At 63.6% G+C, this 22,761-nt stretch carries 21 protein-coding genes; 10 read left to right on the top strand and 11 right to left on the bottom strand.

The window, feature by feature from the left end; genetic code table 11:
• Positions 1 to 70 precede the first annotated feature (70 nt).
• Both A3AI_RS0100200 and A3AI_RS0100195 read right to left on the bottom strand, forming a co-directional pair.
• The gene (locus A3AI_RS0100200) at positions 71 to 712 is read right to left on the bottom strand and encodes an HAD family hydrolase (protein ID WP_024513626.1); all 642 of its coding nucleotides are present in this window, start codon (positions 710 to 712) and stop codon (positions 71 to 73) included.
• 147 nt (positions 713 to 859) lie between these two features.
• On the bottom strand, positions 860 to 2,098 hold the full coding sequence (locus tag A3AI_RS0100195) for an aminotransferase-like domain-containing protein (protein ID WP_024513625.1): 1,239 nt from the start codon (positions 2,096 to 2,098) through the stop codon (positions 860 to 862).
• A 197-nt stretch (positions 2,099 to 2,295) separates the two neighbouring features.
• Here A3AI_RS0100195 and ribB point away from each other — a divergent pair, with 197 nt between their 5' ends.
• The 4 genes from ribB to A3AI_RS0100175 all read left to right on the top strand — a co-directional run bounded on the left by ribB (position 2,296) and on the right by A3AI_RS0100175 (position 7,553).
• The gene (gene ribB / locus A3AI_RS0100190; protein ID WP_024513624.1) at positions 2,296 to 3,372 is read left to right on the top strand and encodes a 3,4-dihydroxy-2-butanone-4-phosphate synthase; all 1,077 of its coding nucleotides are present in this window, start codon (positions 2,296 to 2,298) and stop codon (positions 3,370 to 3,372) included.
• Between the two features lie 195 nt (positions 3,373 to 3,567).
• Positions 3,568 to 4,782 (top strand): acyl-CoA dehydrogenase, encoded by a 1,215-nt coding sequence (locus A3AI_RS0100185; protein ID WP_024513623.1) that lies wholly within the window; start codon positions 3,568 to 3,570, stop codon positions 4,780 to 4,782.
• A gap of 192 nt (positions 4,783 to 4,974) precedes the next feature.
• Positions 4,975 to 5,892: an MBL fold metallo-hydrolase gene (locus A3AI_RS0100180; RefSeq protein ID WP_024513622.1), complete on the top strand. Its 918-nt coding sequence runs from the start codon at positions 4,975 to 4,977 to the stop codon at positions 5,890 to 5,892.
• 131 nt (positions 5,893 to 6,023) lie between these two features.
• Positions 6,024 to 7,553, top strand: a complete 1,530-nt coding sequence (locus A3AI_RS0100175; protein ID WP_024513621.1) for a methyl-accepting chemotaxis protein — start codon at positions 6,024 to 6,026, stop codon at positions 7,551 to 7,553.
• Between the two features lie 35 nt (positions 7,554 to 7,588).
• On the opposite strand, the gene A3AI_RS0100170 is transcribed toward A3AI_RS0100175, so the two are convergent.
• From A3AI_RS0100170 to A3AI_RS0100160, 3 genes are all read right to left on the bottom strand, one after another.
• Positions 7,589 to 8,446 carry a DUF1499 domain-containing protein gene (locus A3AI_RS0100170; RefSeq protein ID WP_024513620.1) on the bottom strand — a complete coding sequence of 286 codons (858 nt, stop codon included), beginning with the start codon at positions 8,444 to 8,446 and terminating at the stop codon, positions 7,589 to 7,591.
• A gap of 173 nt (positions 8,447 to 8,619) precedes the next feature.
• A complete protein-coding gene (locus A3AI_RS0100165) occupies positions 8,620 to 9,831 on the bottom strand; it encodes an ABC transporter substrate-binding protein (RefSeq protein WP_024513619.1) in 1,212 nt (403 codons plus the stop codon).
• A gap of 199 nt (positions 9,832 to 10,030) precedes the next feature.
• Positions 10,031 to 11,659 (bottom strand): fatty-acid--CoA ligase, encoded by a 1,629-nt coding sequence (locus A3AI_RS0100160; RefSeq protein WP_024513618.1) that lies wholly within the window; start codon positions 11,657 to 11,659, stop codon positions 10,031 to 10,033.
• 101 nt (positions 11,660 to 11,760) lie between these two features.
• On the opposite strand from A3AI_RS0100160, the gene A3AI_RS0100155 reads away from it, so the two are divergent.
• Positions 11,761 to 12,897, top strand: a complete 1,137-nt coding sequence (locus tag A3AI_RS0100155) for an extensin family protein (protein ID WP_024513617.1) — start codon at positions 11,761 to 11,763, stop codon at positions 12,895 to 12,897.
• Positions 12,898 to 13,233: 336 nt separating this feature from the next.
• Here the strand turns inward: A3AI_RS0100155 and A3AI_RS0100150 are convergent, their stop codons facing one another.
• Positions 13,234 to 13,917, bottom strand: a complete 684-nt coding sequence (locus A3AI_RS0100150) for a L,D-transpeptidase (RefSeq protein WP_024513616.1) — start codon at positions 13,915 to 13,917, stop codon at positions 13,234 to 13,236.
• Between the two features lie 384 nt (positions 13,918 to 14,301).
• Between A3AI_RS0100150 and A3AI_RS0100145 the strand changes: the two genes are divergently transcribed.
• The gene (locus A3AI_RS0100145) at positions 14,302 to 15,279 is read left to right on the top strand and encodes a magnesium transporter CorA family protein (RefSeq protein ID WP_024513615.1); all 978 of its coding nucleotides are present in this window, start codon (positions 14,302 to 14,304) and stop codon (positions 15,277 to 15,279) included.
• A gap of 309 nt (positions 15,280 to 15,588) precedes the next feature.
• Positions 15,589 to 15,870, top strand: a complete 282-nt coding sequence (locus tag A3AI_RS0100140) for a hypothetical protein (RefSeq protein ID WP_245286793.1) — start codon at positions 15,589 to 15,591, stop codon at positions 15,868 to 15,870.
• Between the two features lie 155 nt (positions 15,871 to 16,025).
• On the opposite strand, the gene A3AI_RS0100135 is transcribed toward A3AI_RS0100140, so the two are convergent.
• The 3 genes from A3AI_RS0100135 to pdxH all read right to left on the bottom strand — a co-directional run bounded on the left by A3AI_RS0100135 (position 16,026) and on the right by pdxH (position 18,504).
• On the bottom strand, positions 16,026 to 16,796 hold the full coding sequence (locus A3AI_RS0100135; RefSeq protein ID WP_024513613.1) for a class I SAM-dependent methyltransferase: 771 nt from the start codon (positions 16,794 to 16,796) through the stop codon (positions 16,026 to 16,028).
• Between the two features lie 166 nt (positions 16,797 to 16,962).
• Complete coding sequence (locus A3AI_RS0100130) at positions 16,963 to 17,715, bottom strand: SDR family NAD(P)-dependent oxidoreductase (RefSeq protein ID WP_024513612.1); 753 nt, start codon at positions 17,713 to 17,715, stop codon at positions 16,963 to 16,965.
• A gap of 147 nt (positions 17,716 to 17,862) precedes the next feature.
• On the bottom strand, positions 17,863 to 18,504 hold the full coding sequence (gene pdxH, locus A3AI_RS0100125) for a pyridoxamine 5'-phosphate oxidase (protein ID WP_024513611.1): 642 nt from the start codon (positions 18,502 to 18,504) through the stop codon (positions 17,863 to 17,865).
• A 161-nt stretch (positions 18,505 to 18,665) separates the two neighbouring features.
• On the opposite strand from pdxH, the gene A3AI_RS0100120 reads away from it, so the two are divergent.
• On the top strand, positions 18,666 to 19,031 hold the full coding sequence (locus A3AI_RS0100120; protein ID WP_349509678.1) for an RT0821/Lpp0805 family surface protein: 366 nt from the start codon (positions 18,666 to 18,668) through the stop codon (positions 19,029 to 19,031).
• A gap of 124 nt (positions 19,032 to 19,155) precedes the next feature.
• Complete coding sequence (locus tag A3AI_RS0100115) at positions 19,156 to 20,136, top strand: DnaJ C-terminal domain-containing protein (RefSeq protein WP_024513609.1); 981 nt, start codon at positions 19,156 to 19,158, stop codon at positions 20,134 to 20,136.
• A 335-nt stretch (positions 20,137 to 20,471) separates the two neighbouring features.
• On the opposite strand, the gene A3AI_RS0100110 is transcribed toward A3AI_RS0100115, so the two are convergent.
• Together A3AI_RS0100110 and A3AI_RS0100105 are read right to left on the bottom strand one after the other, a co-directional pair.
• Positions 20,472 to 21,242, bottom strand: a complete 771-nt coding sequence (locus A3AI_RS0100110) for an anti-sigma factor family protein (protein ID WP_024513608.1) — start codon at positions 21,240 to 21,242, stop codon at positions 20,472 to 20,474.
• Positions 21,243 to 21,285: 43 nt separating this feature from the next.
• Positions 21,286 to 21,774, bottom strand: a complete 489-nt coding sequence (locus A3AI_RS0100105; RefSeq protein ID WP_024513607.1) for an RNA polymerase sigma factor — start codon at positions 21,772 to 21,774, stop codon at positions 21,286 to 21,288.
• Between the two features lie 168 nt (positions 21,775 to 21,942).
• Between A3AI_RS0100105 and fabI the strand changes: the two genes are divergently transcribed.
• Positions 21,943 to 22,761 carry an enoyl-ACP reductase FabI gene (gene fabI, locus A3AI_RS0100100; protein ID WP_024513606.1) on the top strand — a complete coding sequence of 273 codons (819 nt, stop codon included), beginning with the start codon at positions 21,943 to 21,945 and terminating at the stop codon, positions 22,759 to 22,761.

The following is a 22,761-nucleotide window of genomic DNA, read 5'->3' as shown; positions in this document are numbered from 1 at the left end:
CGATGGCCGTCCCAGTTTCGTACCGGTTTCGACCATATCGCACAGCGCAAGGCAAATAGCTTTTCCGTATTTACCGTTGGACCGCCTGCCTGGGGATATCGGGGGGCGCTGCACAGAGCCCGTGCGCACCGGCCTGCATCAGCTCATCCCGGCTGCCGTAACCGTAGAGCACGCCGAGCGTGCGCAATCCGTTGTTCCTCGCCCCGACGATGTCGTGGCTGCGGTCGCCCACCATCAGCGCCTCCGCCGGATCGATGCCCGTCGTCCGCAGCGCGTATTGCAAGAGTTCGGTCTTGTCGACGCGCGTGCCATCCAGCTCCGAGCCGAACACCTGCTCGAAATACGAGTCCAGCTCGAAGTGCTCGATGATGCGCCTGGCATAGACATGGGGCTTGCTGGTCGCGACGAACATCCGGCGGCTGCCGTCGGCGAGCGACGCAAGCGTGCCCTCAATGCCGGCATAGACGGCGTTCTCGAACATTCCGACATCGCCGAAGCGCTCGCGGTACAGCAGCAGGGCCCGATCGGCGAGACTGCTCTCACCCAACAGCTTGACGAAGCTTGCATGCAGGGGAGGGCCGATGCACCAAGTCAGCTCGTCCTGGTGCGGCACGCCGCGGCCCAGTTGTTCCAGGGCATACTGGATCGATCGCGTGATGCCGATCTTTGGATCGGTCAGCGTTCCGTCGAGGTCGAAAAAGATCGTTTTCATAGGGCCCGTGCGGCGCGGGAGATGCCTGTCATGTCATCTCCTCGCACGGACCGGCATGGGACCGCAATGGGCAGGTGGCTGCCGCGGGTCACCTCTCCGCGCTGAGGAGAGGTGATGAGAGATCGTGCTAGTCAGAGACAATCTGTCTCAACCCCGCGCTTTCTCCACATTGGCGATCCTGACCGGTACCCCGAATTCGCGGCGGCAGACGTCGGCGAGCACGGCGATACCTTCGCGGATCTGGGCGTGCGAGGGGCTGGCGAAGCAGAGCCGCAGGCGGCTCCTGGAATGGCTGCTATTGGTCGACCATTCCGGGCCCGGATTGATCGAGACGCCGCTGGCGAGCGCAGCCTGGTACAGCTTCAGCGTATCGACATTGTCAGGCAGCTTGACCCAGAGGAAAATACCGCCCTTGGGGGACTCGAACTCGGCCGCAGTGCCGAATTGTTCGTTCAGCGCCTCCATCAGCGTGTCGAGCTTCTTGCGCAAGGCGCGCGTCAGCTCCGGCACGTGGGTCGCAAAATGCGGCGCGCAGAATTCGGCGAGCACCATCTGTTCCAGCGCGCCGGAGCCGGCATCGGTCTTGAGCGCCAGCATGCGCGACATGATCTCCCAGGGCGCGACGACGAAGCCGACGCGGAGCGCCGGCGCAATCGACTTGGAGAATGAGCCGATATGGATGACGCCGCTGTTTGTCGCCATGGCGTGGATCGCGGGCGGTCGTTTGCCGTCCCAGATCAAATCGGCATAGCAATCGTCCTCGAAGATCGGCACGCCATAGGCTTCCGACAGCCGGAGCAACTCGGCGCGGCGGACCTCCGGCATGATCGAGCCGGTGGGGTTCTGCACGGTCGGGATGGTGTAGATATATTTGGGGCGGATGCCGCGTGCCTTGAGGTCGGAGAGCGCGGTGGCGAGGGCGTCCATCCGCATGCCATCGCCGTCGAGCGGGATGCCGACCACGTTGACGCCAAGCCGGGTCAGCCGGTTCAGCGATCCCTGATAGGTCTCCTGCTCCACGATCACTGTGTCGCCGCGCGCGAGCAGGGTCTGGTTGACGAGGTCGAGCGCCTGCAGCGAGCCCGAGACGATCATGATGTCGTCGGCGTTGCAGGTGATGGCCGCATCGCGCTTCAATTTCGCTGTGAGAAATTCGCGCAAGGGGTGGTAGCCTTGCGGACCGTGGGCGAGGTTATAGGTGGCGAGCCCTCGGCCCTCGCGGCGGAGTGCCGCATCGACGGCTGCGATCAGGCCGTTTACCGGCACCTGGTCGGGATCATTGTTACCTCCGACAAAGCTGAATTTTGCGAGCCCCGTCCATTTTGCCGCAGGTGCGGGCAGCCCCGCGGGCAGCAGGGGCGTGAAGTCGAAGGCAGTCGAGGTCATGGACGGGCGTCTCCCTATATTCTTGGTTGGGAGCAACCTTGGCGAGGGAGAGCGGAGCTCGTCAATGATTTTTCCAAAATGTCGGGCTCCGGCAGAACAGGCATTCTGCGGGGACATTCGGCCCTGCATCATTGGGCTGGCATAGGGTTCCCATTCCGGCTAATCCTCCGGGCCAGATAAGCGAGATTTTGCAAACCATGGCCGATACGATTCAGGAAGTTCTGGAAGCCTTTGCCAAGGGCGAACTGGTCGTCGTGACTGATGACGACGATCGCGAGGGCGAGGGCGATCTGATCGTCGCCGCGTCGCTATGCACGCCGGAAAAGATGGCGTTCATCATACGCCACACCTCCGGCATCGTCTGCGCCCCGGTTACGGGCGCGGAGGCGCGGCGGCTGCGACTCGATCCGATGGTCGCGCATAACGATTCCGCGCACACCACGGCGTTCACTGTCTCGATCGACTACAAGCCGGATGGCGGTACCGGCATTTCGGCCGAGGAGCGCGCCTCCTGCTGCCGCGCGCTGGCCAATCCCAATGTCGGCGCCGACGACTTCGCGCGGCCCGGTCACGTCTTTCCGCTGATCGCGCGCGAGGGCGGGGTGCTGTTCCGCTCCGGCCACACGGAAGCTGCGGTCGATCTCTGCCAGCTCTCAGGCCTGCCGCCGGTCGGCGTCATCAGCGAATTGATGAACGACGACGGCACGGTGATGAAGGGCGCGCAGGTCGCCCGTTTCGCCGCCGCGAACAAATTGAAGCACGTCACCATCGCCGACCTGATTGCCTACCGCCAGGCGCGCGAGAAGCTGATCGAGCGGGTCTCGACCTTCACCATGGAGAGCCCGATCGGTCCCCTGCAGGGCTATGCCTACCGCTCGCCTTTCGACGAGATCACCCATGCCGCCTTTGTCTATAACGGCGTCGGCGACGGCAAGAAGGTGCTGACCCGGCTGCACAAGCCCAACATCGTGAAGGACCTGTTCACCGGCTCGGTGCGCATGCAGGCGGTGCTGCAGCATTTCCAGAAGGCCGGTCGCGGCGTGCTGGTGTATTTGCGCGACGGCGCGGCCGGCGTTCCGGTCGAGCCGGTGGACGGGCGGAAGACGGCCGAGGTCGATCGTAATACGCAATGGCGCGAGGTCGGCGTCGGCGCGCAGATCCTGCGCGATCTCGGCGTGACCTCCATCGTCAATCTCACCTCCTCGGTGCATGACTACAAGGGCCTGTCCGGTTTCGGAATCGAAATCGTCTCCAATGAGCGGCTGGAGATGTGAGCGTCGTTACCTCTAGCACCGTCATTCCGGGGCGATGCGAAGCATCGAACCCGGAATCTCGAGATTTCCGGGTTCGCGCTTCGCGTGCCCCGGGATGACGTCGGAACAGCAGGAAGGCAACGCAATTGCGCTTGGGCCGAGAGCGATCTAATTTGGATGTCAATTCCGTTAAAGTCTGAAGCGAAAGGATAACCCATGAGTGTACGCCCTCAGGCGAAGGACAAGCCGGCCGCGGCCTCTTTCAAGTGGGACGATCCGTTCCTGCTCGACGAGCAGCTTACCGAAGACGAGCGCATGATCCGTGACACCGCGCGTGCGTACGCGCAGGAGAAGCTGTTACCGCGCGTGATCAAGGCCTATCTCGATGAGAAGACCGATCGCGAGATCTTCAACGAGATGGGCGAGCTCGGGCTGATCGGCGTCACGCTGCCCGAGGAATATGGCTGTGCCAACGCGAGCTATGTGGCCTATGGCCTGGTGGCGCGCGAGATCGAGCGCGTCGATTCCGGCTACCGCTCGATGAACTCGGTGCAGTCCTCGCTCGTGATGTATCCGATCTATGCCTATGGCGACGACAGCCAGCGCAAGAAATACCTGCCGAAGCTCGCGACCGGCGAATGGGTCGGCTGCTTCGGTCTCACCGAGCCCGATGCCGGTTCCGACCCCGGCGGCATGAAGACCCGTGTCGAGAAGGTGTCCGACGGCTACCGGCTGACCGGCAGCAAGATGTGGATCTCGAACGCCCCGATCGCCGACGTGTTCGTGGTGTGGGCGAAGTCCGCCGCCCATGACAACCAGATCCGCGGCTTCATTCTCGAGAAGGGCATGAAGGGCCTGTCCGCGCCGAAGATCGGCGGCAAGCTGTCGCTGCGCGCCTCGATCACCGGCGAGGTGGTGATGGACGGCGTGGTGGTTCCGGAGAGCGCGCTGCTGCCCAACGTCTCGGGGCTGAAGGGGCCGTTCGGCTGCCTCAACCGCGCCCGCTACGGCATCTCCTGGGGCGCGATGGGCGCCGCCGAGGACTGCATGCATCGCGCCCGGCAATATACGCTGGATCGCAACCAGTTCGGCCGGCCGCTCGCGGCCACGCAACTCGTGCAGAAGAAGCTCGCGGACATGGAGACCGAGATTGCGCTCGGGCTGCAGGCCTCCTTACGCGTCGGCCGTCTCATGGACGAAGGCAAGATGGCCCCGGAAATGATCTCGATCGTGAAGCGCAACAATTGCGGCAAGGCGCTCGACATCGCCCGCATGGCGCGCGACATGCACGGCGGCAACGGCATCCAGATCGAGTATCACGTGATGCGGCACGCCGCGAACCTGGAAACCGTGAACACCTACGAAGGCGCCCACGACGTCCACGCGTTGATCCTGGGCCGTGCCATCACGGGCATCCAGGCGTTCTCGTAATCCCTTGCTCGTCACTTCGGGGCGCGCGGAAAGTGCGAACCCGGAATCCTGGGACGCAGGTCTCGTCCCGCGATGACGTCGGAAGGTAGGGTGGGTAAAGCGCAGCGAAACCCATCGCGATGGGGCGAGTCCGTTTGATGGGCTTCGCTGCGCTCTACCCAACCCTACGCAATCTCAGGATAGCTATACGTCATGGCCGATAACGACGACGTCCCGTTCAACCGCAATTTCCCGCTCAAGCCCGGCGTGGTCGAGGAGGTACGGCCGGGGGTGCGGCGCGTGCTGTGCGACAATCCGAGCCCGTTCACCTTCACCGGCACGGTCAGTTACATCGTGGGCCAGGGCAAGGTCGCCATCATCGATCCCGGCCCGGACAGCGAGGCGCATGCCAAAGCATTGCTCGACGCGGTCAAGGGCGAGACCGTGACGCATATTGTCGTCACCCACACCCATCGCGACCATTCGCCGAACACCGCGCGCATCAAGGCCGCGACCGGGGCGGCCGTCTATGCCGAAGGCCCGCATCGCGCCTCGCGCCCGCGCTATGAGAGCGAGAAGCACAATCCGGAATCCGGGGCCGACCGCGATTTCGTCCCCGACGTCAGGGTCGCCGATGGCGACGTGATCGAGGGCGTTGGCTGGCGGTTGGAGGCAGTGGCGACGCCCGGTCACACCGCAAACCACATGGCCTTTGCCTGGCCGGAGCGGAAGCTCACCTTCGTCGGCGATCATGTGATGGGCTGGTCGACCTCGATCGTGGCGCCGCCGGACGGCTCCATGGTCGATTACATGGCCTCGCTCGACCGGCTCGCCGCTCGCGACGAGGACCTCTATTTCTCGGGCCACGGCCCGGAGATCCTGGAAGGGCCGCGTTATACGCGCTTCTTGATCCGCCATCGCAAGGCGCGCGAGGCCTCGATCCTGCATCGCCTGGCCAAGGGCGCGGGCGACATTCCCACCTTGGTGCGCGCCATCTATATCGGCATCGACCCGCGCCTCATGACCGCCGCCGGCTACTCCGTGCTCGCCCATCTGGAGGATCTGGTCGCTCGCGGCGTGGTCGCGACGGATGGTGATCCCGTGATCGGCGGGACGTATCGGTTGGTCTAGAGCTTCGGTTCTGATTGAATCATAACCGAGCTCTAGATTCTTGTTTTGGGCAATGAATTATTAACCATACGTTGGGACGCTGGAGGGTACGGCTTCGACGTGTAATCACATTTCGTTATTGGAAGATTTTAATGTGGCATCCGCGACTTTCAGTCGGATTTCGGATCTACGGCATCATTGGTTTCAGCTTCTGTGTGCCGATTTGCCTTTGGTTTGTGCAGACCGGCAATCTTGACGCCTCTCCGAAGGTGCTCGCTGTTGCATTGCTGGTGATGCTCCTGATGGGCGTCGTGTCATTCCTGACGGTACGGAAGATAACCACGGCCCTGGTTGCGATGACATCTGCCCTCGATCGCTTGGAGCAAGGTGATTTCAGCACAGGCCTGGCGAACCTTGATCGGGACGATGAGCTGCGCGATATGGCGCGCGCAATCGAGCGGCTCAGGCTCAGGGCATCCGACAGCGCGCGTCAAGACGCGCACCAGAGCATAGAGCAAGATCGAATGGTCGAACGTGCGAAGGTGAAGGCTCTGCAAGCCATGGCAGAGACGGTCGAACGAGAGACCAATATTGCCATCGGAAAGGTTGCCGCGGGCACCGGCCGAATGGCGGACAATGCAACCCATATGACCGATAGCGTGCTGGTCCTGGGCCAGAACAGCAATAGCGTGGCGGCCGCAGCCGAGGAAGCGCTGGCAAACGCCCAAACTGTTGCCGAGGCATCGTCCCAACTGGTCAGCTCAATCACGCAGGTCGCGGCTCAGGTCAATTCGGCGCGCGCGCTAGCCTTGCAGGCCGTGACCCGGTCGACCGAGGCACAATCCACCATCGGAAGGTTGGCGGACGCGGCCGAGCGGATCGGCGCCGTGACGAGGCTCATCAGCGAGATAGCCGATCAGACGAACCTGCTCGCGCTCAACGCCACCATCGAGGCGGCGCGGGCAGGCGAGGCGGGCCGGGGGTTCGCGGTCGTCGCGGCCGAGGTCAAGTCTCTGGCGGAGCAGACAGCACGCGCAACAGGCGAGATCGCGCAGCAGATCACGGAAATGCAGAGTTCAACCAAAGCATCCGTCGTTGCCATCGGCGCGATCGGCGAAGTGATCCACAATGTTGAATCCGTTTCTTCGGTCATAACGACCGCGGTCGAGGATCAGAACATCGTCACGTCGGAGATATCCCGCACGGTCGAGGAGACCTCGCAAGCGGCGCGTCAGGTCGCCGCCCAAATTGCTTCCGTATCCCGAGAGGCCAATGAAACCGGCCGCCGGGCGTCGGAAATGCGCGATGGCTCTCTTGAAATTGCCAAAATGGTCGATGACCTCCGCTCAACCCTTGTTCGGGTGATCCGAACCTCGACGAGCGATGTCGACCGTCGAACATCGGCTCGTATCGCGCTCCACTGCCCCGGAAAATTGACGGTGGCGGGTAAACCGATGACCGTCACGGTCCGTGACATAGCCCTGGGCGGCGCGATGCTCGATCAGGCGATGCCTGAACTGTCAATCGATACGCCGACGACGCTGAATATCGATCGTGTGCCCGTCGATCTCGTTGGCTTTGTGGCGCGCAAGGATCGGAATATGACGTTGATCAAGTTCAATCTGCCGGATGCGGCTGCTGAGGTTCTGAAGGCGAAATTCGCGGCGTTGAACGCCGCATAGCCGCCGTTTCGCTGAGCAGGATTCAAGCGCCCGCGTTATTTCTTCACCGTCTTCGCCGGTGCCTTCGGCGGCGGCATGGGGGCGGCCTTCTTCGCCGGCTTGAGCGCGTCGGCTTCGGCGGCGGTGCTGAGGTCGTCCATCAGCTTTGACACGCGCGCGGCGTTGCTTCCAAGGTCGCTGTCGAAATAGCGCGAGGAGGAGCGGATATCGACGCGCGAGTCCTCGCCGTCGGGCTGCACCCGGATCGAGACGTCCTCGCGAAAACCCATGATCGGCGTGCGCGCTACCGCCTCGATCCGGCCGATGCGGCGCGGCGGCTGCGGCGGTCGCTCATCGATGACGAGCCATTTGCGCCTGGTCACCAGCCGCAGCGCGATGTCAAAGGCGCGCTCGGGCGTGATCTCGAGCTGCACCGGCTCGATGTCGGGGTAGGCCTTGCGCTGCAACTCGGCGGAATAAAGCCCGGCATAGGCGGCCGTGTTGGTGCCGTCGCCGGTGCGCAGGCGACTCAAGGCCTCGAAGCGCGGCGGATCGATCGGGTCGGTGGTTATGTCGTGGATCGGCGGCAACCTGCGGTACTGGACCGCGAGATAGGCGGGATAGGCGAGCACCAGGCCGGCGATCAGGAAGGCCATCAGGATGCGGCCCATGCCGCGGGTTCCGTTCTGCCAGATCGCGGCAAAGCCCAGGAAGCCGATCAGGATGGAGAGCCCTGCGAGCGCCAGCGCGCCGAAAAAAGTCGCGAGCGCCGGCTTCACCTCGAGAAAGCCGAAGCGGACGATGATGATGGAGACCGCGACCGCGACGACGGAGAACACCGCGAGATTCCGCGCCCAGTTGGCCAGTCCCGAAACAGGCTCCTCAAGATAGGGCGCGGAAAATCTGCGGGCCATCGTCACATCCAGTTGCGGACAAGGCCGCCCGTTACCGGTCGGACGGGCAGCCGCGCGCAAGCTGGGTAGCGCATTTTCCGGCCTGTTGTGAAGGCTTTATGCCGGCCTTTTAACGTCCCAAATAGGATGCGCAACGCTGGCGCGCCCGGCTGTCGCGGGCGCGCCAGTCTTGATCAATGCGAGGCCGTCACCAGCGGGCAGGCCGAATCGGACAATTTGCCGAAGGCTTCCTCCCCCGACATGGTCTGCACCAGCTTGTAATAGTCCCACGGCCCCTTGGACTCGTCCGGCTTCTTCACCTGCATGATGTACATGTCATGCTCCATCAGGCCATCGGCGCGGATTTTGCCGTTGGAGGTGAACATGTCGTCGATCTTCATCTTGTGCAGCTCGGCCATCACCTTGTCGGAATCGGTGGTGCCGGCGGCCTTCACTGCGTTCAGATAAGTCAGGGTGGCGGAGTAGTAGCCGGCCTGGTTCATGGTCGGCTCGCGCTGGGTCTTGGCGAAATAGCGCTTGGCGAAGGCACGGGTCTTGTCGTTGAGGTCCCAGTACCAGCCGGTCGTGAGATAGAGGCCGCCTGCGGATTTCAGCCCAAGACTGTGAATGTCGCTGAGGAAGGCGAGCAGCGCCGCGGGCTTCATCGTGCTTGCAATGCCGAACTCATCGGCCGCCTTCATCGAGTTTGTGAAGTCGTTGCCAGCATTGGCCAGACCCAGCACCTGGGCGCCGGAGTTCTGCGCCTGCAAGAGGTAGCTCGAGAAATCGGAGGTCGACAGCGGCACGCGGACCGCGCCGACCACCTTGCCGCCGTTCGCTTCCACCACCTTGGTGGCGGCTTCCTGCAGCTGGGTGCCGAAGGCATAGTCGGCGGTGAGGAAGAACCAGGTCTTGCCGCCCTGGCTCACCATCGTCTTTGCCGTGCCGTTGGCGAGCGAGGTGGTGTCGTAGACATAGTGGATGGTGTAGGGCGTGCAGTCCTTGCCGGTCAGCGAGGCGCCGGCCGCGCCGATTGCGATGAAGGGGATTTTCTTTTCCTTGGCCGCATTGTTCATGGCGAGGCTGACGCCGGTGTTGGAGCCGCCCAGAATCATGGTCACGCCGTCGCGGTCGGCCCATTCGCGGAATTTCTGCGCGCCGACGTCGGGCTTGTTCTGGTGGTCGGAGACCATGAACTCGATCTTGTTGCCGAGCACGGTGCCGCCGAAATCCTCGATCGCCATCTTGACGGCCTCGACGCCACCCGGGCCGATCACATCGGCATAAAGGCCGGACATGTCGTCGATGTCGCCGATCACTACCTTGTTGCCGGCTGCCTGCGCGGCCGGCGCCACGAGCGACGCGGCGACCAGCCACGGCAGGGTCCGGGTTACGAACTTCTTCATAAGGGCGTTCCTTGATTGTTTCGCTTGAAGGTGGCGGCAAATTAGGGAGGCGAAGGCCTTGTTCCAATTCGCCTTTGGTCGCTATGCGAGCCCTCGGCCGCTGACAGCGTTAACCGTTCCCGAGGGCTTTCGCCGCTAATGAAACGGCCTCCGCCCGGAAGGGAGTGGAGGCCGGATCAATGGCGGGTGGGCGTACCGCCTACGCCGCTGCGTTCGGGAAGCTGTAGCTCTTGAACTGGTCGCGCAATGCGGTTTTCAGGATCTTGCCGGTGGCGGTGTGGGGGATGCCGTCGACGAAGGCGACGTCGTCGGGCATCCACCATTTGGCGATCTTGCCTTCCATGAACTTGAGGATGTCCTCGCGGCTCGCGTTCTGGCCCTGCTTGAGCTGCACGATCAAAAGCGGCCGCTCGTCCCATTTGGGATGGTGCACGCCGATGACGGCCGCTTCGGCGACGGCCGGATGGGCGACCGCGAGATTTTCCAGGTCGATAGAGGAAATCCATTCGCCGCCGGACTTGATCACGTCCTTGGAGCGGTCGGTGATACGCATATAGCCGTGCTCGTCGATGGTCGCGACGTCGCCGGTGTCGAAGAAGCCGTCCTCGTCAAGGATCTTGTTGTCGATGCGGTAATAGGCCTTGGACACCGCGGGCCCAGAGACCTTGAGCCGGCCAAAGGTCTTGCCGTCCCAGGGCAGTTCGCGGCCCGCATCGTCGGTGATCTTCATCTGCACGCCGAACGGCGGATAGCCCTGCAGCTGCAGCACGTCGAGCCGCTCCTCGCCTGTTGCCGACGAGAATGGCGGCTTCAGCGCGCCAAGCGTGCCGAGCGGGCTCATCTCGGTCATGCCCCAGGCGTGGCGGACCTCGACCCCCATGTCGACAAAGGCCTTGATCATCGAGCGCGGCATCGCCGAGCCGCCGCACACGAGGAACTTCAGATGCGGCAGCTTCAGATTGTTCTGCGACATGTAGTTGAGCAGCATCAGCCATACCGTCGGCACGCCGGCGGTGCAGGTGACGTTCTCGGTGTTCAGGAGCTCATAGACCGAGGCGCCGTCGAGCTTCGGGCCGGGCATCACCAGCTTGGTGCCCATCGCGGGCGCGGAGAAGGCAATGCCCCAGCTGTTGGCATGGAACAAGGGCACCACCGGAAGCATTGCGTCGGCTGACGATGTGCCCAGCGCGTCCTTGGAATTGGCCATCAGCGAATGGATGACGTTGGACCGGTGCGAATAGAGCACGCCTTTGGGATCGCCGGTTGTGCCCGAAGTGTAGCACATGGCTGCCGCGGTATTTTCGTCGAAGGTCTTCCATTTGAAGTCGCCATCGCATTCGCCGATCCAGTCCTCGTAGGCGATCGCGTTCTTCAGCGACGTCTGCGGCATGTGCGCCTTGTCGGTCAGAATGACAAAGCGCTCGACGCTCGGCAGCTTCGCGGCGACTTGCTCCAGCACCGGCACGAAGGTCAGGTCGGTGATGACGATACGGTCCTGTGCATGGTTGACGATCCAGGCGATCTGCTCTGGAAACAGCCTGGGATTGACGGTATGGCAGACCGCGCCGATCCCCATGATGCCGTACCAGCATTCGAGGTGGCGTGTGGTATTCCAGGCAATGGTAGCGATGCGGTCGCCGAGCTTGATCCCGTCCTTGTCCAGCGCCTGCGAGACCTTCAGCGCACGTTCATAAACCTGTTTGTAGGTTGTTCGGACGATTGGCCCTTCGACCGATCGCGTGACGACCTCCTGGTTGCCATGAATGGCCGCCGCATGTTCGAGAATGCGGTGGCAGAGCAGGGGCCAGTCTTGCATCAAACCAAGCATACGTACGCTCCTCCAAGTGTATCAAGCGGATCCCGTATTCGTATTTCCCGTACGGGTGTGTCCAGTGACGTGTCGGTATTTCCTTCTGTCAAGGAACTGCCATGAACTTTAGCGCGCGCCAAGGGGCGGGCAAATGGCGTTTTGGCGCAGCCGGGCCGGGAGGCGCGGCCTTGGTTACCGCAGCCACCGTGCTGTGCCTGTTTAGCGCACGGCCTGAGGCCGCACAGGGGCGCCGGCACGCCGACTTCAGCCTGGAGAACCTGTTCGGTCGTCCGCCGCGGCCGCACCGGGCCGCGCGCGCCGCCAAGGTGCCGTTGCCTCTGCCGCGCCCGCCGGAGGCGCCGCGAGAGGAGACCGAGGAGGCCAAGGGCGAGCCGGAGATCGTGCCCAATATCGAGGCGCCGGCCAAACCGGCCGCACCAGCGGAACAGGTCGTGCCCGGGACTCCGGCACCGTCCGTTGCACCTGCCGCGCCGCAGGTCTCGGCCTGCCGGCAGGCGCTGACCGAGGACATCGCGATCGCGCCGTCGCTTCCCTCGGTGCATGGACCCGGCGGCTGCGGCGGCGACGACCTGGTGCGGCTGGAGGCGATCGTGCTGCCGGACAAGCATCGCGTGGCCGTCAGCCCGCCGGCGACGCTGCGCTGCCAGATGGCCGCAAGCATTGCCGACTGGGTGCGCAGCGACGTCGCGCCGCTGACCGAGAGGCTCGGCAGCGAAATCGCCTCGCTCGACAATTTCGATTCCTTCGAATGCCGTGGCCGCAACCGCATCAAGGGTGCGCCGCTTTCCGAGCATGGCAAGGCCAACGCACTCGACGTGCGCGCCTTCAAACTCGCCGACGGCCGCAGCATCGGTCTCACCGACCGCAGCCAGCCGCGCAACCTGCGCGAGGACGTGCTGCACAATGTCTGCGCCCGCTTCATGACCGTGCTTGGGCCGGACTCCGACGGGTATCATGAGGACCACATCCATCTCGACCAGATGGAGCGGCGCAACAATTACAAGATCTGCCAGTGGGACGTGCTGGACCCATTGCCGTCGGTCGCGCCCCTGATGCCCGCCGAGCGTCCGACCGATGCGCCCCCGCGGGAGGTGGCGAAGCACGAAGGGGCGAAAGGCGATACGGCGGCTGAAGAAGGCGACAAGGTGGAGGAGGCGAAACCCGCCGAAGCGCAATCAGCGGAAAAGGAGCAGCCGGCAAGCAGGCCGCGCCGGTCCGCCAAGCTGAAACATTAGAGTGTTTTCGAGCGAAGTGGACACCGGTTCGCGTGAAGAAAACGCGTCAAAACAAGAATCTAAAGCACGATCCGGAAAAGTGTGTAGCGGTTTTCCGAAAAGATCATGCTCAATCAAAGACCTAAAGCGCGATGACGATTCAACCAAATCTCATCGCGCTTTAGAGCTCCGGTTCTGATTCAATCAGAACCGGAAATGCTCTTGGCGGTTGCTCACCTCTCCCCGCCCTGCGGCGATAGGTAAAGGAGAGCACGCCACAATCGGCAACAAAAAAGCGCCGGCAAAGCCGGCGCTTTTTCACCCCAAGCCCCCAAACCGGAGTCCCCAAACTCCGGCTTATTGCATCATCGGCGAGTTGCCGCCGCCCTGCAGCGCAATCGTCGAATTGTACGGCGAGTCGCCCTTGTGCGGCTCGAGCACCACCACGATGGTGCCGACTTTGACCCGGCCGTAGAGGTCGATCGCGTCCTCGTTGGTCAGGCGAATGCAGCCCGACGAGATCGAAGCGCCGATATATTCCGGCTGGTTGGTGCCGTGGATGCGGAACAGCGTGTCTTTGCCATTGGCATAGAGATACATCGCCCGCGAGCCCATCGGATTATCGGGACCGGGCGCGACGAAGGTCGGCACGCCGAGCCGCTCGATCTCGCCCTTGGTCGGGTGCCAGGCCGGCCATTCGGTCATGGCGCCAACCTTGGCGACGCCGGACCAGGCCATGGCCTCTTCACCGACGGTGATGCCGTAGCGGATCGCCTTGCCGCTATCCAGCACGTAGTAAAGGTAGTGATTGTCGGAATCGACCACGATGGAGCCAGGCGCTTCCTTGCGGTGATATTCGACAATCGCGCGCCGGAATGGCTCCGCCACCGGAACATTGGTATAGCGGATCTTGGCCAGCAATTCCTTATCATGCGGTTTGAAGGCCGACGTGTTGGTAGCCTCATAGGTCGTGGCCTGCATGCAGCCCGACAGGAGGAGACCCGAAGCCAAAATAGCAAGTTTTACTCTCAGCGACGACATCATGTACTTCCGAAGGTCTGAAAGACAAAAGGCCCCAAGACGTCAACTTTGCGCCTCAAACGCCACGATTCAGTTAAGCCATTATCGTTGGAATACCGCCACAATTCCAGCATTGAGAGCGCCCTGCCGCGCTGCGGAAGGCTACCTGTGGCATTTCTGCCGCAAGGCCGGCGCCGGCAGGTTCATTTTTGGGCAGAACGGCGAATGGTCCCCTGAAATCGCCACCCTGCAACCGTTCCCGCGCCGCAGATCGACGTGGATGGTTAACGCCGCTGTCATTTGCTAGCTGGCATAGTGAGGATAAGTCGCGCAATTCGTTAGGCCACTCATAGGCCTGTGCATGACGCTGCTTATCAGTCTGCTTCTGTCCGGAGTTCGTGTCTCATGTTTTCGGTGTTTGTTCCGACCGAGTCGTCGCTGAAGAAGGCCGTCATCGAGGACCTGACCCGGCTCCCCGACAACGCGGTGTGGATCGACCTGGTCAACCCGTCGGCGGTCGAGGACAGGGCGGTGGAGCGGCTCGCCGGCATCGCGGTCCCGACCCGGGAGGACATGCAGGAGATCGAGGTCTCCAGCCGCCTCTATATCGAGAACGGAGCGCGCTACATGACGGCAACCCTGATGTGCCAGTCCGACACCGACATGCCGCGCACCACGGCCGTGACCTTCATCCTCGCCGGTCACCGCCTGGTCACCGTTCGCTACGACACGCCGAAGCCGTTTCCGCTGGTGGAGCACAAGCTCGGCCGCTCCTGCTCGCCTGCGATCACCGGCGAGCTGGTGCTGATGGAGCTTCTGGATGCCGTGATCGACCGCTGCGCCGACATCCTGGAGCGGGTGGGCATCGACCTCGACGAGGTCTCCCACGACATCTTCGAACCCGAGAGTGCGCGGCACGGCAACTCCAGGCGCTATTCGCAGATCCTGGCTGCGATCGGCCGCAAGGGCGACCTCACCTCGAAAGTGCGTGAATCTCTGGTCTCGATCGGCCGCCTCGTCGCCTTCATGTCGGCGGTGGTGGAGGGTGTGAAATGGTCCAAGGACATGCGCGAGCAGCTCAAGACCATGCAGCGCGACGTGGGCTCGCTGTCCGACCACGCCTCCTACCTCTCGGGCAAGATCACCTTCGTGCTCGACGCGATGCTGGGCGTCGTCAATCTCGAGCAAAACAACATCATCAAGCTGTTCTCGGTGATGGCGGTGGTGCTGATGCCGCCGACCCTGATCGCCTCGATCTACGGCATGAACTTCAAGGACATGCCCGAGCTCGAATGGGTCCACGGCTACCCGATCGCCCTGCTCGCCATGGTCGCCGCAGCTGTCGTGCCGTACTACATCTTCAAGATCAAGAAGTGGCTGTGAGAGCGCTGCGCGCTAGAGTGCCCTCGCTCCTTGTGGGGGAGGGCGGCTCCGCAGTCAGACGCAGACGCGCTCGAGTGAGGGACTGCCTCCCGAGGCACGCGATTGAATGCGCGACGACGCGACTCGACGATCGCAGCAACGATTCGTTAGCCTGCCCCATGTTCACCCGTAAAATTTGAGCGGACTTCAGAAGCTTTGATCTAATCTTTGTCGCTAGGGTTCGCGCCCAGCATGGTCGGGAAGCCCAAGGGACGCGTCAGCGCGGAGCGGGAACCGGTCCTCCAGACGGTCATGCGCCAAGAGTTAAGCATGCGCGCGCTTCTGCCAGTGCGAGAAGCGCGCCAGCCGCGCGAGGATCCGATGGTTGACAAAACCGTAACGCAATCGCCCGTAGTCATCGAGCTGTCGCGCTACCGCGATCGCGCCGCCTCTTCTCGTGCACCGGCCCTGTCAGTGCGCCTCTGTCGCCATTGCGGTGCCAAGCTGATGGAAGGCGAGCGCGAGGACGAATGCTCGGCGATCCCCAATGTCGACGTCGCGAGGATGCAGCTGCGGTGGCAGGCCGCGCAGATCTTGCGGGGGTTGAGTTAAGGGGGCAGGCCGCGCTATTTGCTGCGCGTCACCCCTAACGCCGCGCGTCCATCTCTCCACAATCATTTGCGAGCCCGAGCGAAGCGAAGCAATCAGAGCTCGCCCAAGGCTATGGATTGCGTAGTCGCTGCTTCCCGCCCAGACGACTTGCAGCGCTATCGCCTCACCACCTGCGCGCCGGCGACAAACACCTCAGTGATGATGCCGTCCCGGCTGAACGGGAGAAGGCGCTGCTCGACATCGGCGAGCATCGCCTCCACCTTGTCGCCGAGCGCCTCGGGCGACGTCGAGGAAAAGGTGAGCACGCGGCGTGCCAGGTCCTGGACGCGGATATCGTGGCTCCCCTCGGTCCTGATCATCTCGGCGAGGTGAAAAGCGCTGTCCCTGAAAAATGGCGCGGGATCGCGGCGACCGGGATTGCCCGTGCCGGACTCCGCCCACAGCTTCGGCGGCGACCAGGAGCGGCGCGCGGCGGTGTAGTCGTCGAGCCAGGGGTTGCGGCCGTCGCTCGCGGTCGACGACGCGCAGATCAGGACGACGCCGTCGCGCGCAACGAGTTGCTCGAACCGTTTCAGCGTGGCCTCGCGGTCCATCCAGTGCAAGGCACGTCCGATGGTCACGGCATCGAAGGCGCCGATCTCGGGTGGCAGCGTCTCGACCTTGCCCTCGATCAGCGTGAAATCGACGTGTGCCCGCGCCGCCGCCTCGCGCGCGGTGGCAAGCATGCCAGGCTCGGGATCGACGCCGACGACGCGGCCGACATAAGGCGCAAAGCCGAGCGCGAGCAGTCCGGGACCGGTACCGAGGTCGATCAGCGCCTCGTGCCGCGAAAATTTCAGCTGCTCGGCGACGCTACGGAAGAAGGCCGGCGGATAGGGCGGTCGCAGCTCTTCATACAGGCCGACAGTCGAGGCGAAGCGTCCCATGGTTCTGCTCCTTCAGGATGCAGTGCTGTTCTCCGCTGTCATCGTCCGCGAAAGCGGACGATCCAGTATCCCAGAGGCGACTGTGATTGAGCCGGGACAGCACGGCGTTGTGGATACCCCGCTTGCGCGGGGTATGACGACTCACAGTGTGGAGAGCGCGCACCCCTCACACATGTTGCCCGCCATTGATGTGGATCTCCGCGCCGTTCACGTAGGAGCCCGTCTCTGTGCACAGCACATAGATGATCTTCGCGACCTCGTCCGGCGTGCCCAGCCGGTGCATCGGGATCTGCTCGGCGACGATCTTCTCGGTGCCGGGCGACAGGATCGAGGTGTCGATCTCACCCGGTGCGATGGAGTTGACGCGGACGCCGACGCGGCCGAAGTCGCTCGCCATCTCGCGCGTCAGTGCGGCCAGCGCCGCCTTCGAGGTCGCATAGGCCGCGCCGGCAAAGGGGTGCACGCGCGAGCCCGCAATCGAGGTGACGTTGACGACGCTGCCCTTGACCTTCTTCAGTTCCTGGATCAGCCCGCGCGCCAGCATGATCGGCGCAAAGAAATTCACCCGGAACACGTGGTTCCAGGTGTCGAGGTCGGTATCGACGGAGCCGAGCCGCGAGCCGTCCGGGCCCTTGGGCGAGATCGCCGCATTGTTGACCAGCGCATGCAATTCGCCGCCTTCGAGCCGCTTGCGGATCTCGGCCACCGCGCGCAGCGTGTCCTCGGGGTCGGCGAGGTCGACCTGGATGTGGTCCTCAGGGCCTGCGTCCCACGGGCACTCCTCGGGGAAGGCATGCCGCGAGCAGGTGATGACGCGCCAGCCCGCCGAGGAAAAGCGGATCACGGTGGCGTGCCCGATGCCGCGGCTGGCTCCGGTGAGCAGCAGCGTGCGCCGCGGCAGGTTGGATGAGTTCGGCATGTGCTACTCTCTCATTCTCGCTCCGTCATTCCGGGGCGATGCGCAGCATCGAACCCTGAATCCCGAGATTCCAGGTTCGGTCCTGTCGGACCGCCCCGGAATGACGGAGACAAAATCGGACGCCCGGGCGTGAGGGGCAATCAGGGCTCACGGATACATCCGCACCTTGCTCCACGCGCCATCTGTCGTATCGCGGCGGAATTCGATGCGGTCGTGCAGACGGAAGGGGCGGTCGTGCCAGAACTCGATACGCAAGGGCGCGATGCGCCAGCCGCTCCAGCCCGGCGGCCGCGGCACCTCGCTGATCACATACCTCGCCGCGACCTTGGCAATTGCCTGCTCGAAGGCAAAGCGGCTCTCGAGCGGCTGCGATTGTTTGGAGGCCCAGGCGCCGATCTGCGCCTGTTTCGGGCGGGTGGCGAAATAGGCGTCGGCCTCGTCGTCCGTTACGGGCGTGACGATGCCGCGGATCCTCACCTGCCGGCGCAGCGACTTCCAATGGAAGAGTAAGGCGGCCTTAGGATTTGTGGCGAGTTCGCGGCCCTTCTGGCTTGCAATGTGGCTGTAGAACACAAAGCCGTCGGCGTCGTAGCCCTTCATCAGCACCATGCGCAGGTCGGGCAGGCCGTCGGCATCGACCGTGGCCAGCCCCATCGCATTGGGATCATTGGGCTCCGACTTCACCGCTTCGGCGAACCAGTCCGCGAACAGCGCGAACGGCTCCTCGGCCGCGGTAAAATCACCGGATGTTAAGGGTGCCTGGTGTTTGATGGAGGTGGTGTCGTTCATGCAACTGGAGCCGATGTTTGCGCCTCACCGGGGCAGAAAGCCAGCCGAGGTGCCGCCACGCCCTATATAGGGCATGGGGCCGCGTTGGCCTATTGCCGATCTCGGCCAAAGGCGCGGCACTTACATTGATTCTCATCGGGCTCGGGACTGGCGGCTGCAGCGTGTCGCGCCCCGAAAAGGCCTTCGCCAGATATTCCGATGACGACGTCACCGGCTTGATCCCACTGCCGGCGCAGCCGAAGGCGCCGACCGAGACCGATCTCGCCTTTACCCGGACCGCCGCCTCCGACGTCCTGACCAAGGGCGACAAGGATGCAAGCCAGCCCTGGGAAAATCCGGAGACCGGCGCGCGGGGTTCGGTGACGCCGATCGCCTCGTCCTACGCCGACGACGACGGCCGCACTTGCCGGGACTTCCTGGCCAGCTATGTCAATGGCGGGACGGAAAGCTGGCTGCAAGGCGCCGCCTGCAAGGGCGGCAATGGCAGATGGGAAATTCACACGCTAAAACCCTGGAAGAAGGGGTAGAGGCAATCCACAAGGCACGGCTTCACAGCCGTTGCAAAAATGCAACGAAATCCCCACATGAAAGCCGACTGGGCGAGACGGCCCCTGGGCTATAATTGGGACATCCGAAAAGGAGTTTTGAGGGATGCGCGACCCCTATGAGGTGTTGGGGGTGCCGCGGAGCGCGAGCGCTGCGGCCATCAAGAGCGCCTATCGCAAACTCGCGAAGAAGCATCACCCCGACAGCAACAAGAACGATCCGAAGGCGGCCGAGCGCTTTGCCGAGATCAACTCGGCCAATGAGATCGTCGGCGACGAGGACAAGCGCAAGCAGTTCGACCGTGGCGAGATCGATGCCGAGGGCAAGCCCCGCTTCACCGGATTTCCGGGCGGCGGTGCGCGTGGGCGCGCGAGTGGCGGCGGCGGGTTCGAGACATACACCTTCCGCTCCGGCGGCGGTGGGGCGGGCGGCCCCGAAGGCAATGCGTTCGAGGACATCTTGAACAGCATGTTCGGCGGCGCGGGTGCCCGCGCACGCCGGTCGGCGGGGGCTGGCGCAGGGGCCGGCGCGCATCCGTTCGAGTTCGACACCGGCGGCGTCGGGGTCGATCTCGACCTCAACGTCTCCATGACAGTGTCGCTGGAGGAGGCGGTGAAGGGCGGCGAGAAGCGGGTGCGGCTGCCGAGCGGCAAGGAGCTCAATGTCAAGATTCCGGCCGGCGTCGCTGCCGGCCAGACGATCCGGCTGAAGGGCCAGGGCGAGACCGCGCCCGGCCACCCGCCGGGCGATCTCCTGATCACCGTCAGCATCGCGCCCCATCCGCATTTCAAGGTCGATGGCAATGATTTGCGGCTCGAGCTGCCGGTCACGCTCTATGAGGCGGTGCTGGGTGGCAAGGTCCGCGTGCCGACACTGACCGGCGCTGTCGAGTTGTCGATTCCGAAGAACACCTCGTCGGGCCGCACCTTCCGCCTCAAGGGCAAGGGGCTCCCAAAGGCGGGCGCCAATGGCGACCTCTTCGTGACCGCCCGGATTATGCTACCGGACGGGAACGATAGCGAGCTTGAAGCATTGATGCAGAAGTGGCGCGACACGCGTCCATACAATCCGCGCAGCGATCTCTAGGTTGCGCCCTTGAGGGGCAGCACCCGGTTTGAAGAAGATTTGAAGAACACGTGAAGGGTGCGGCCTCGAGGGGGGACCAGCGCGGTACAAAACCCCGACTCGAGGCCGCTTGCGTCGATCGGCGGATCGAACGCACGCTCATCTTCTCGTGAGCAAGCGGTGCGATAATGAGACGCACCCAAGGCTTGATTCCAGATTTTCAATGTCGGAATTGGGACGTGGCTTTTTGACCACGCGCGCAACACGCGACATGCCATGAGCATGCCGCCGCAAGGTTGCGCGGCTTCGAAGGGCTGGCTTTGCAAAATGCGTAGGCGCGAATGAGAAAGGCGGTCTCAGCCGCCGCTCTTCTCAACCTGCTCGTAAACCGCCCGCGCCACCTGCGCGAGACGCTCGCGGTCGTTGCCGCCGCTCACGACATAGCCGACGCCGCGGTCGGCCCAGAACATCGCGCTGTCATGGTCCAGCGCGATGTAGCGCATCTGCGCCGCTTCGGTCGCAGCCTTCGCCGTGTAGACGGTGAAACGTTCGCCGGAGGCGCTCTCATACATCAGAAACGACGCCGGCCCCTTCGGTCCCGGCAACAGCCGTCCGCCGACCAGTTTCAACCCGGCGGACGCCAGTTCGGGAGCGCGCACGTCCCAGCCGCAGCGCTTGGTCAGCCATTGCTGCAGATGGGCGCGCTCGCTACCCGGTACTTCGACCGGGTGCCGCACCTCGACCACATAGAGCCGGTGCGCATCCAGCGCATCCTCGGTGAAGCTCTGCAGCGTCGCGGGCGTATTGGCCTCGCCGCGCGCGAACCAGCCGACGCCGCCGCCGGCCACGAAGGCGATCAGTGCCGCCGCAATCGAGCCATAAATCCAGCGGCGCGGCTCTCGCTCCAGCCGCTCCAATTCCAGCCGCTGCGGCACCGGCTCGTTGGCGACCTGATCGTAGCGCGCATGCAGCGATTCCGCCATCGCGCGCCAGGACTGCACCCGCTCGGCATCCTCGGGGTGCGCTGCAAGCCAGGCCTCGACGTCGCCGCGACGTTCGGTCGGCAGCTCGCCGTCGACATAGGCGTGCAGCTCGTCCTCGGTGACGGGAATGGTGCGGTCGATCATGGGCAAAGTCTCATCGCAATCATCTCAGAAAAATTCTTTTGCATCATTTCACCCGGCGCAGCGCTGGCCGCTCACCCTCGAGCGAAGCTTTGACATGGGCCCGCGCCCGCGCAAGCCGGGACATCACGGTGCCGATCGGCACCCCCTGGATATCGGCGACCTCGCGGTAGCTCATTCCTTCCAGCACGACGAGCAGGAGCACGGCGCGCTGCTCCTCCACCAGCGTCGACAGCGCCCGCGCGATGTCGCGTCCCTCGGCTTCAGTGCCGCTCGCATCGGGATTGTTGTCCAGCAGCGGCATGAATTGCGGTCGCCGCGCCAGCGATCGCCTGCGGTTCTTGTTGAGGTTGGTCAGGATCGTGTAGAGCCAGCTCCTGATGTCGCCGCCGAGAAACAGCCGTTCCGAGCGCAGCGCCCGCACCAGCGTGTCCTGCACGAGGTCGTCGGCAATATCGGCGTCGCGCGCGAGCGCGCGGGCATAGCGGCGCAGGGCCGGGATCATGGCTTCCACACTCTGGCGAAACGCACTCATTAGCGGCTCGGTCTCGAAACTTTCGGCAGGCCGCGCGATGCGCGCGCTCGCCCCGTTTTGATAACCCCCAAATGCCCTGTCTATTCCGGGAGTTAGATTGGGACTGTACCCCAGCGGGGCGCTGGTGTACCTCCAGATCTCAATCACTTTCGAAGCGAGAAGGCGTAAATGGCGCAGATTTCAGGTCTGATGCAAGGCAAGCGCGGGGTGGTTCTCGGGGTGGCCAATAATCGCTCCATCGCCTGGGGCATCGCGAAAGCCTGCCATGCGGCGGGCGCAGAGATCGCGCTGACCTGGCAGGGCGATGCGCTGAAGAAGCGGGTCGAGCCGCTGGCCAACGAAATCGGCGGGCTCCTGCTCGGCCACTGCGACGTCACGGATGCCGCGACAATCGATCAGGTGTTCGACGTGCTCAAGGAGAAGTGGGGCAAGATCGACTTCGTCGTGCACGCCATCGCCTTTTCCGACAAGGACCAGCTCGACGGCCGTTATCTCGAGACCACCGCGGAGAATTTCTCCAAGACCATGCTGATCAGCTGCTACTCGCTGACTGCGGTCGCACAGCGCGCCGAGAAGCTTCTGACCGACGGCGGCTCGATCCTGACCCTGACCTATTACGGTGCCGAGAAGTGGATGCCGCATTATAATGTCATGGGCGTGGCGAAGGCCGCGCTCGAGGCAAGCGTGCGCTACCTCGCCGCCGATCTCGGCGAGAAGAACATCCGCGTCAACGCGATTTCCGCCGGTCCGATCAGGACGCTGGCCGCCTCCGGCATCGGCGATTTCCGCTATATCCTGAAATGGAACGAGTATAACGCGCCGATGCGGCGCACCGTGAGCATCGAGGATGTCGGCGACAGCGCGCTGTATCTGTTGTCCGACATGTCGCGTGGCGTCACCGGCGAGGTGCACCACGTCGACTCCGGGTATCACGTCGTCGGCATGAAGCGGCCCGATGCGCCCGACATCTCGCTGGCGAAGGATTAG

Source organism: Bradyrhizobium sp. Tv2a-2, assembly GCF_000472425.1.
In the GTDB taxonomy this organism is placed as follows: Bacteria; Pseudomonadota; Alphaproteobacteria; order Rhizobiales; family Xanthobacteraceae; genus Bradyrhizobium.
This window is presented reverse-complemented; position numbering and strand designations above follow the sequence as displayed.

Bases quoted from the DNA above. Each gene is read 5' to 3' on its own strand.
- A3AI_RS0100200 (WP_024513626.1), bottom strand. From the start codon at position 712: ATGAAAACGATCTTTTTCGACCTCGACGGAACGCTGACCGATCCAAAG.
- A3AI_RS0100195 (WP_024513625.1), bottom strand. From the start codon at position 2,098: ATGACCTCGACTGCCTTCGACTTCACGCCCCTGCTGCCCGCGGGGCTG.
- ribB (WP_024513624.1), top strand. From the start codon at position 2,296: ATGGCCGATACGATTCAGGAAGTTCTGGAAGCCTTTGCCAAGGGCGAA.
- A3AI_RS0100185 (WP_024513623.1), top strand. From the start codon at position 3,568: ATGAGTGTACGCCCTCAGGCGAAGGACAAGCCGGCCGCGGCCTCTTTC.
- A3AI_RS0100180 (WP_024513622.1), top strand. From the start codon at position 4,975: ATGGCCGATAACGACGACGTCCCGTTCAACCGCAATTTCCCGCTCAAG.
- A3AI_RS0100175 (WP_024513621.1), top strand. From the start codon at position 6,024: ATGTGGCATCCGCGACTTTCAGTCGGATTTCGGATCTACGGCATCATT.
- A3AI_RS0100170 (WP_024513620.1), bottom strand. From the start codon at position 8,446: ATGGCCCGCAGATTTTCCGCGCCCTATCTTGAGGAGCCTGTTTCGGGA.
- A3AI_RS0100165 (WP_024513619.1), bottom strand. From the start codon at position 9,831: ATGAAGAAGTTCGTAACCCGGACCCTGCCGTGGCTGGTCGCCGCGTCG.
- A3AI_RS0100160 (WP_024513618.1), bottom strand. From the start codon at position 11,659: ATGCTTGGTTTGATGCAAGACTGGCCCCTGCTCTGCCACCGCATTCTC.
- A3AI_RS0100155 (WP_024513617.1), top strand. From the start codon at position 11,761: ATGAACTTTAGCGCGCGCCAAGGGGCGGGCAAATGGCGTTTTGGCGCA.
- A3AI_RS0100150 (WP_024513616.1), bottom strand. From the start codon at position 13,917: ATGTCGTCGCTGAGAGTAAAACTTGCTATTTTGGCTTCGGGTCTCCTC.
- A3AI_RS0100145 (WP_024513615.1), top strand. From the start codon at position 14,302: ATGTTTTCGGTGTTTGTTCCGACCGAGTCGTCGCTGAAGAAGGCCGTC.
- A3AI_RS0100140 (WP_245286793.1), top strand. From the start codon at position 15,589: ATGCGCGCGCTTCTGCCAGTGCGAGAAGCGCGCCAGCCGCGCGAGGAT.
- A3AI_RS0100135 (WP_024513613.1), bottom strand. From the start codon at position 16,796: ATGGGACGCTTCGCCTCGACTGTCGGCCTGTATGAAGAGCTGCGACCG.
- A3AI_RS0100130 (WP_024513612.1), bottom strand. From the start codon at position 17,715: ATGCCGAACTCATCCAACCTGCCGCGGCGCACGCTGCTGCTCACCGGA.
- pdxH (WP_024513611.1), bottom strand. From the start codon at position 18,504: ATGAACGACACCACCTCCATCAAACACCAGGCACCCTTAACATCCGGT.
- A3AI_RS0100115 (WP_024513609.1), top strand. From the start codon at position 19,156: ATGCGCGACCCCTATGAGGTGTTGGGGGTGCCGCGGAGCGCGAGCGCT.
- A3AI_RS0100110 (WP_024513608.1), bottom strand. From the start codon at position 21,242: ATGATCGACCGCACCATTCCCGTCACCGAGGACGAGCTGCACGCCTAT.
- A3AI_RS0100105 (WP_024513607.1), bottom strand. From the start codon at position 21,774: ATGAGTGCGTTTCGCCAGAGTGTGGAAGCCATGATCCCGGCCCTGCGC.
- fabI (WP_024513606.1), top strand. From the start codon at position 21,943: ATGGCGCAGATTTCAGGTCTGATGCAAGGCAAGCGCGGGGTGGTTCTC.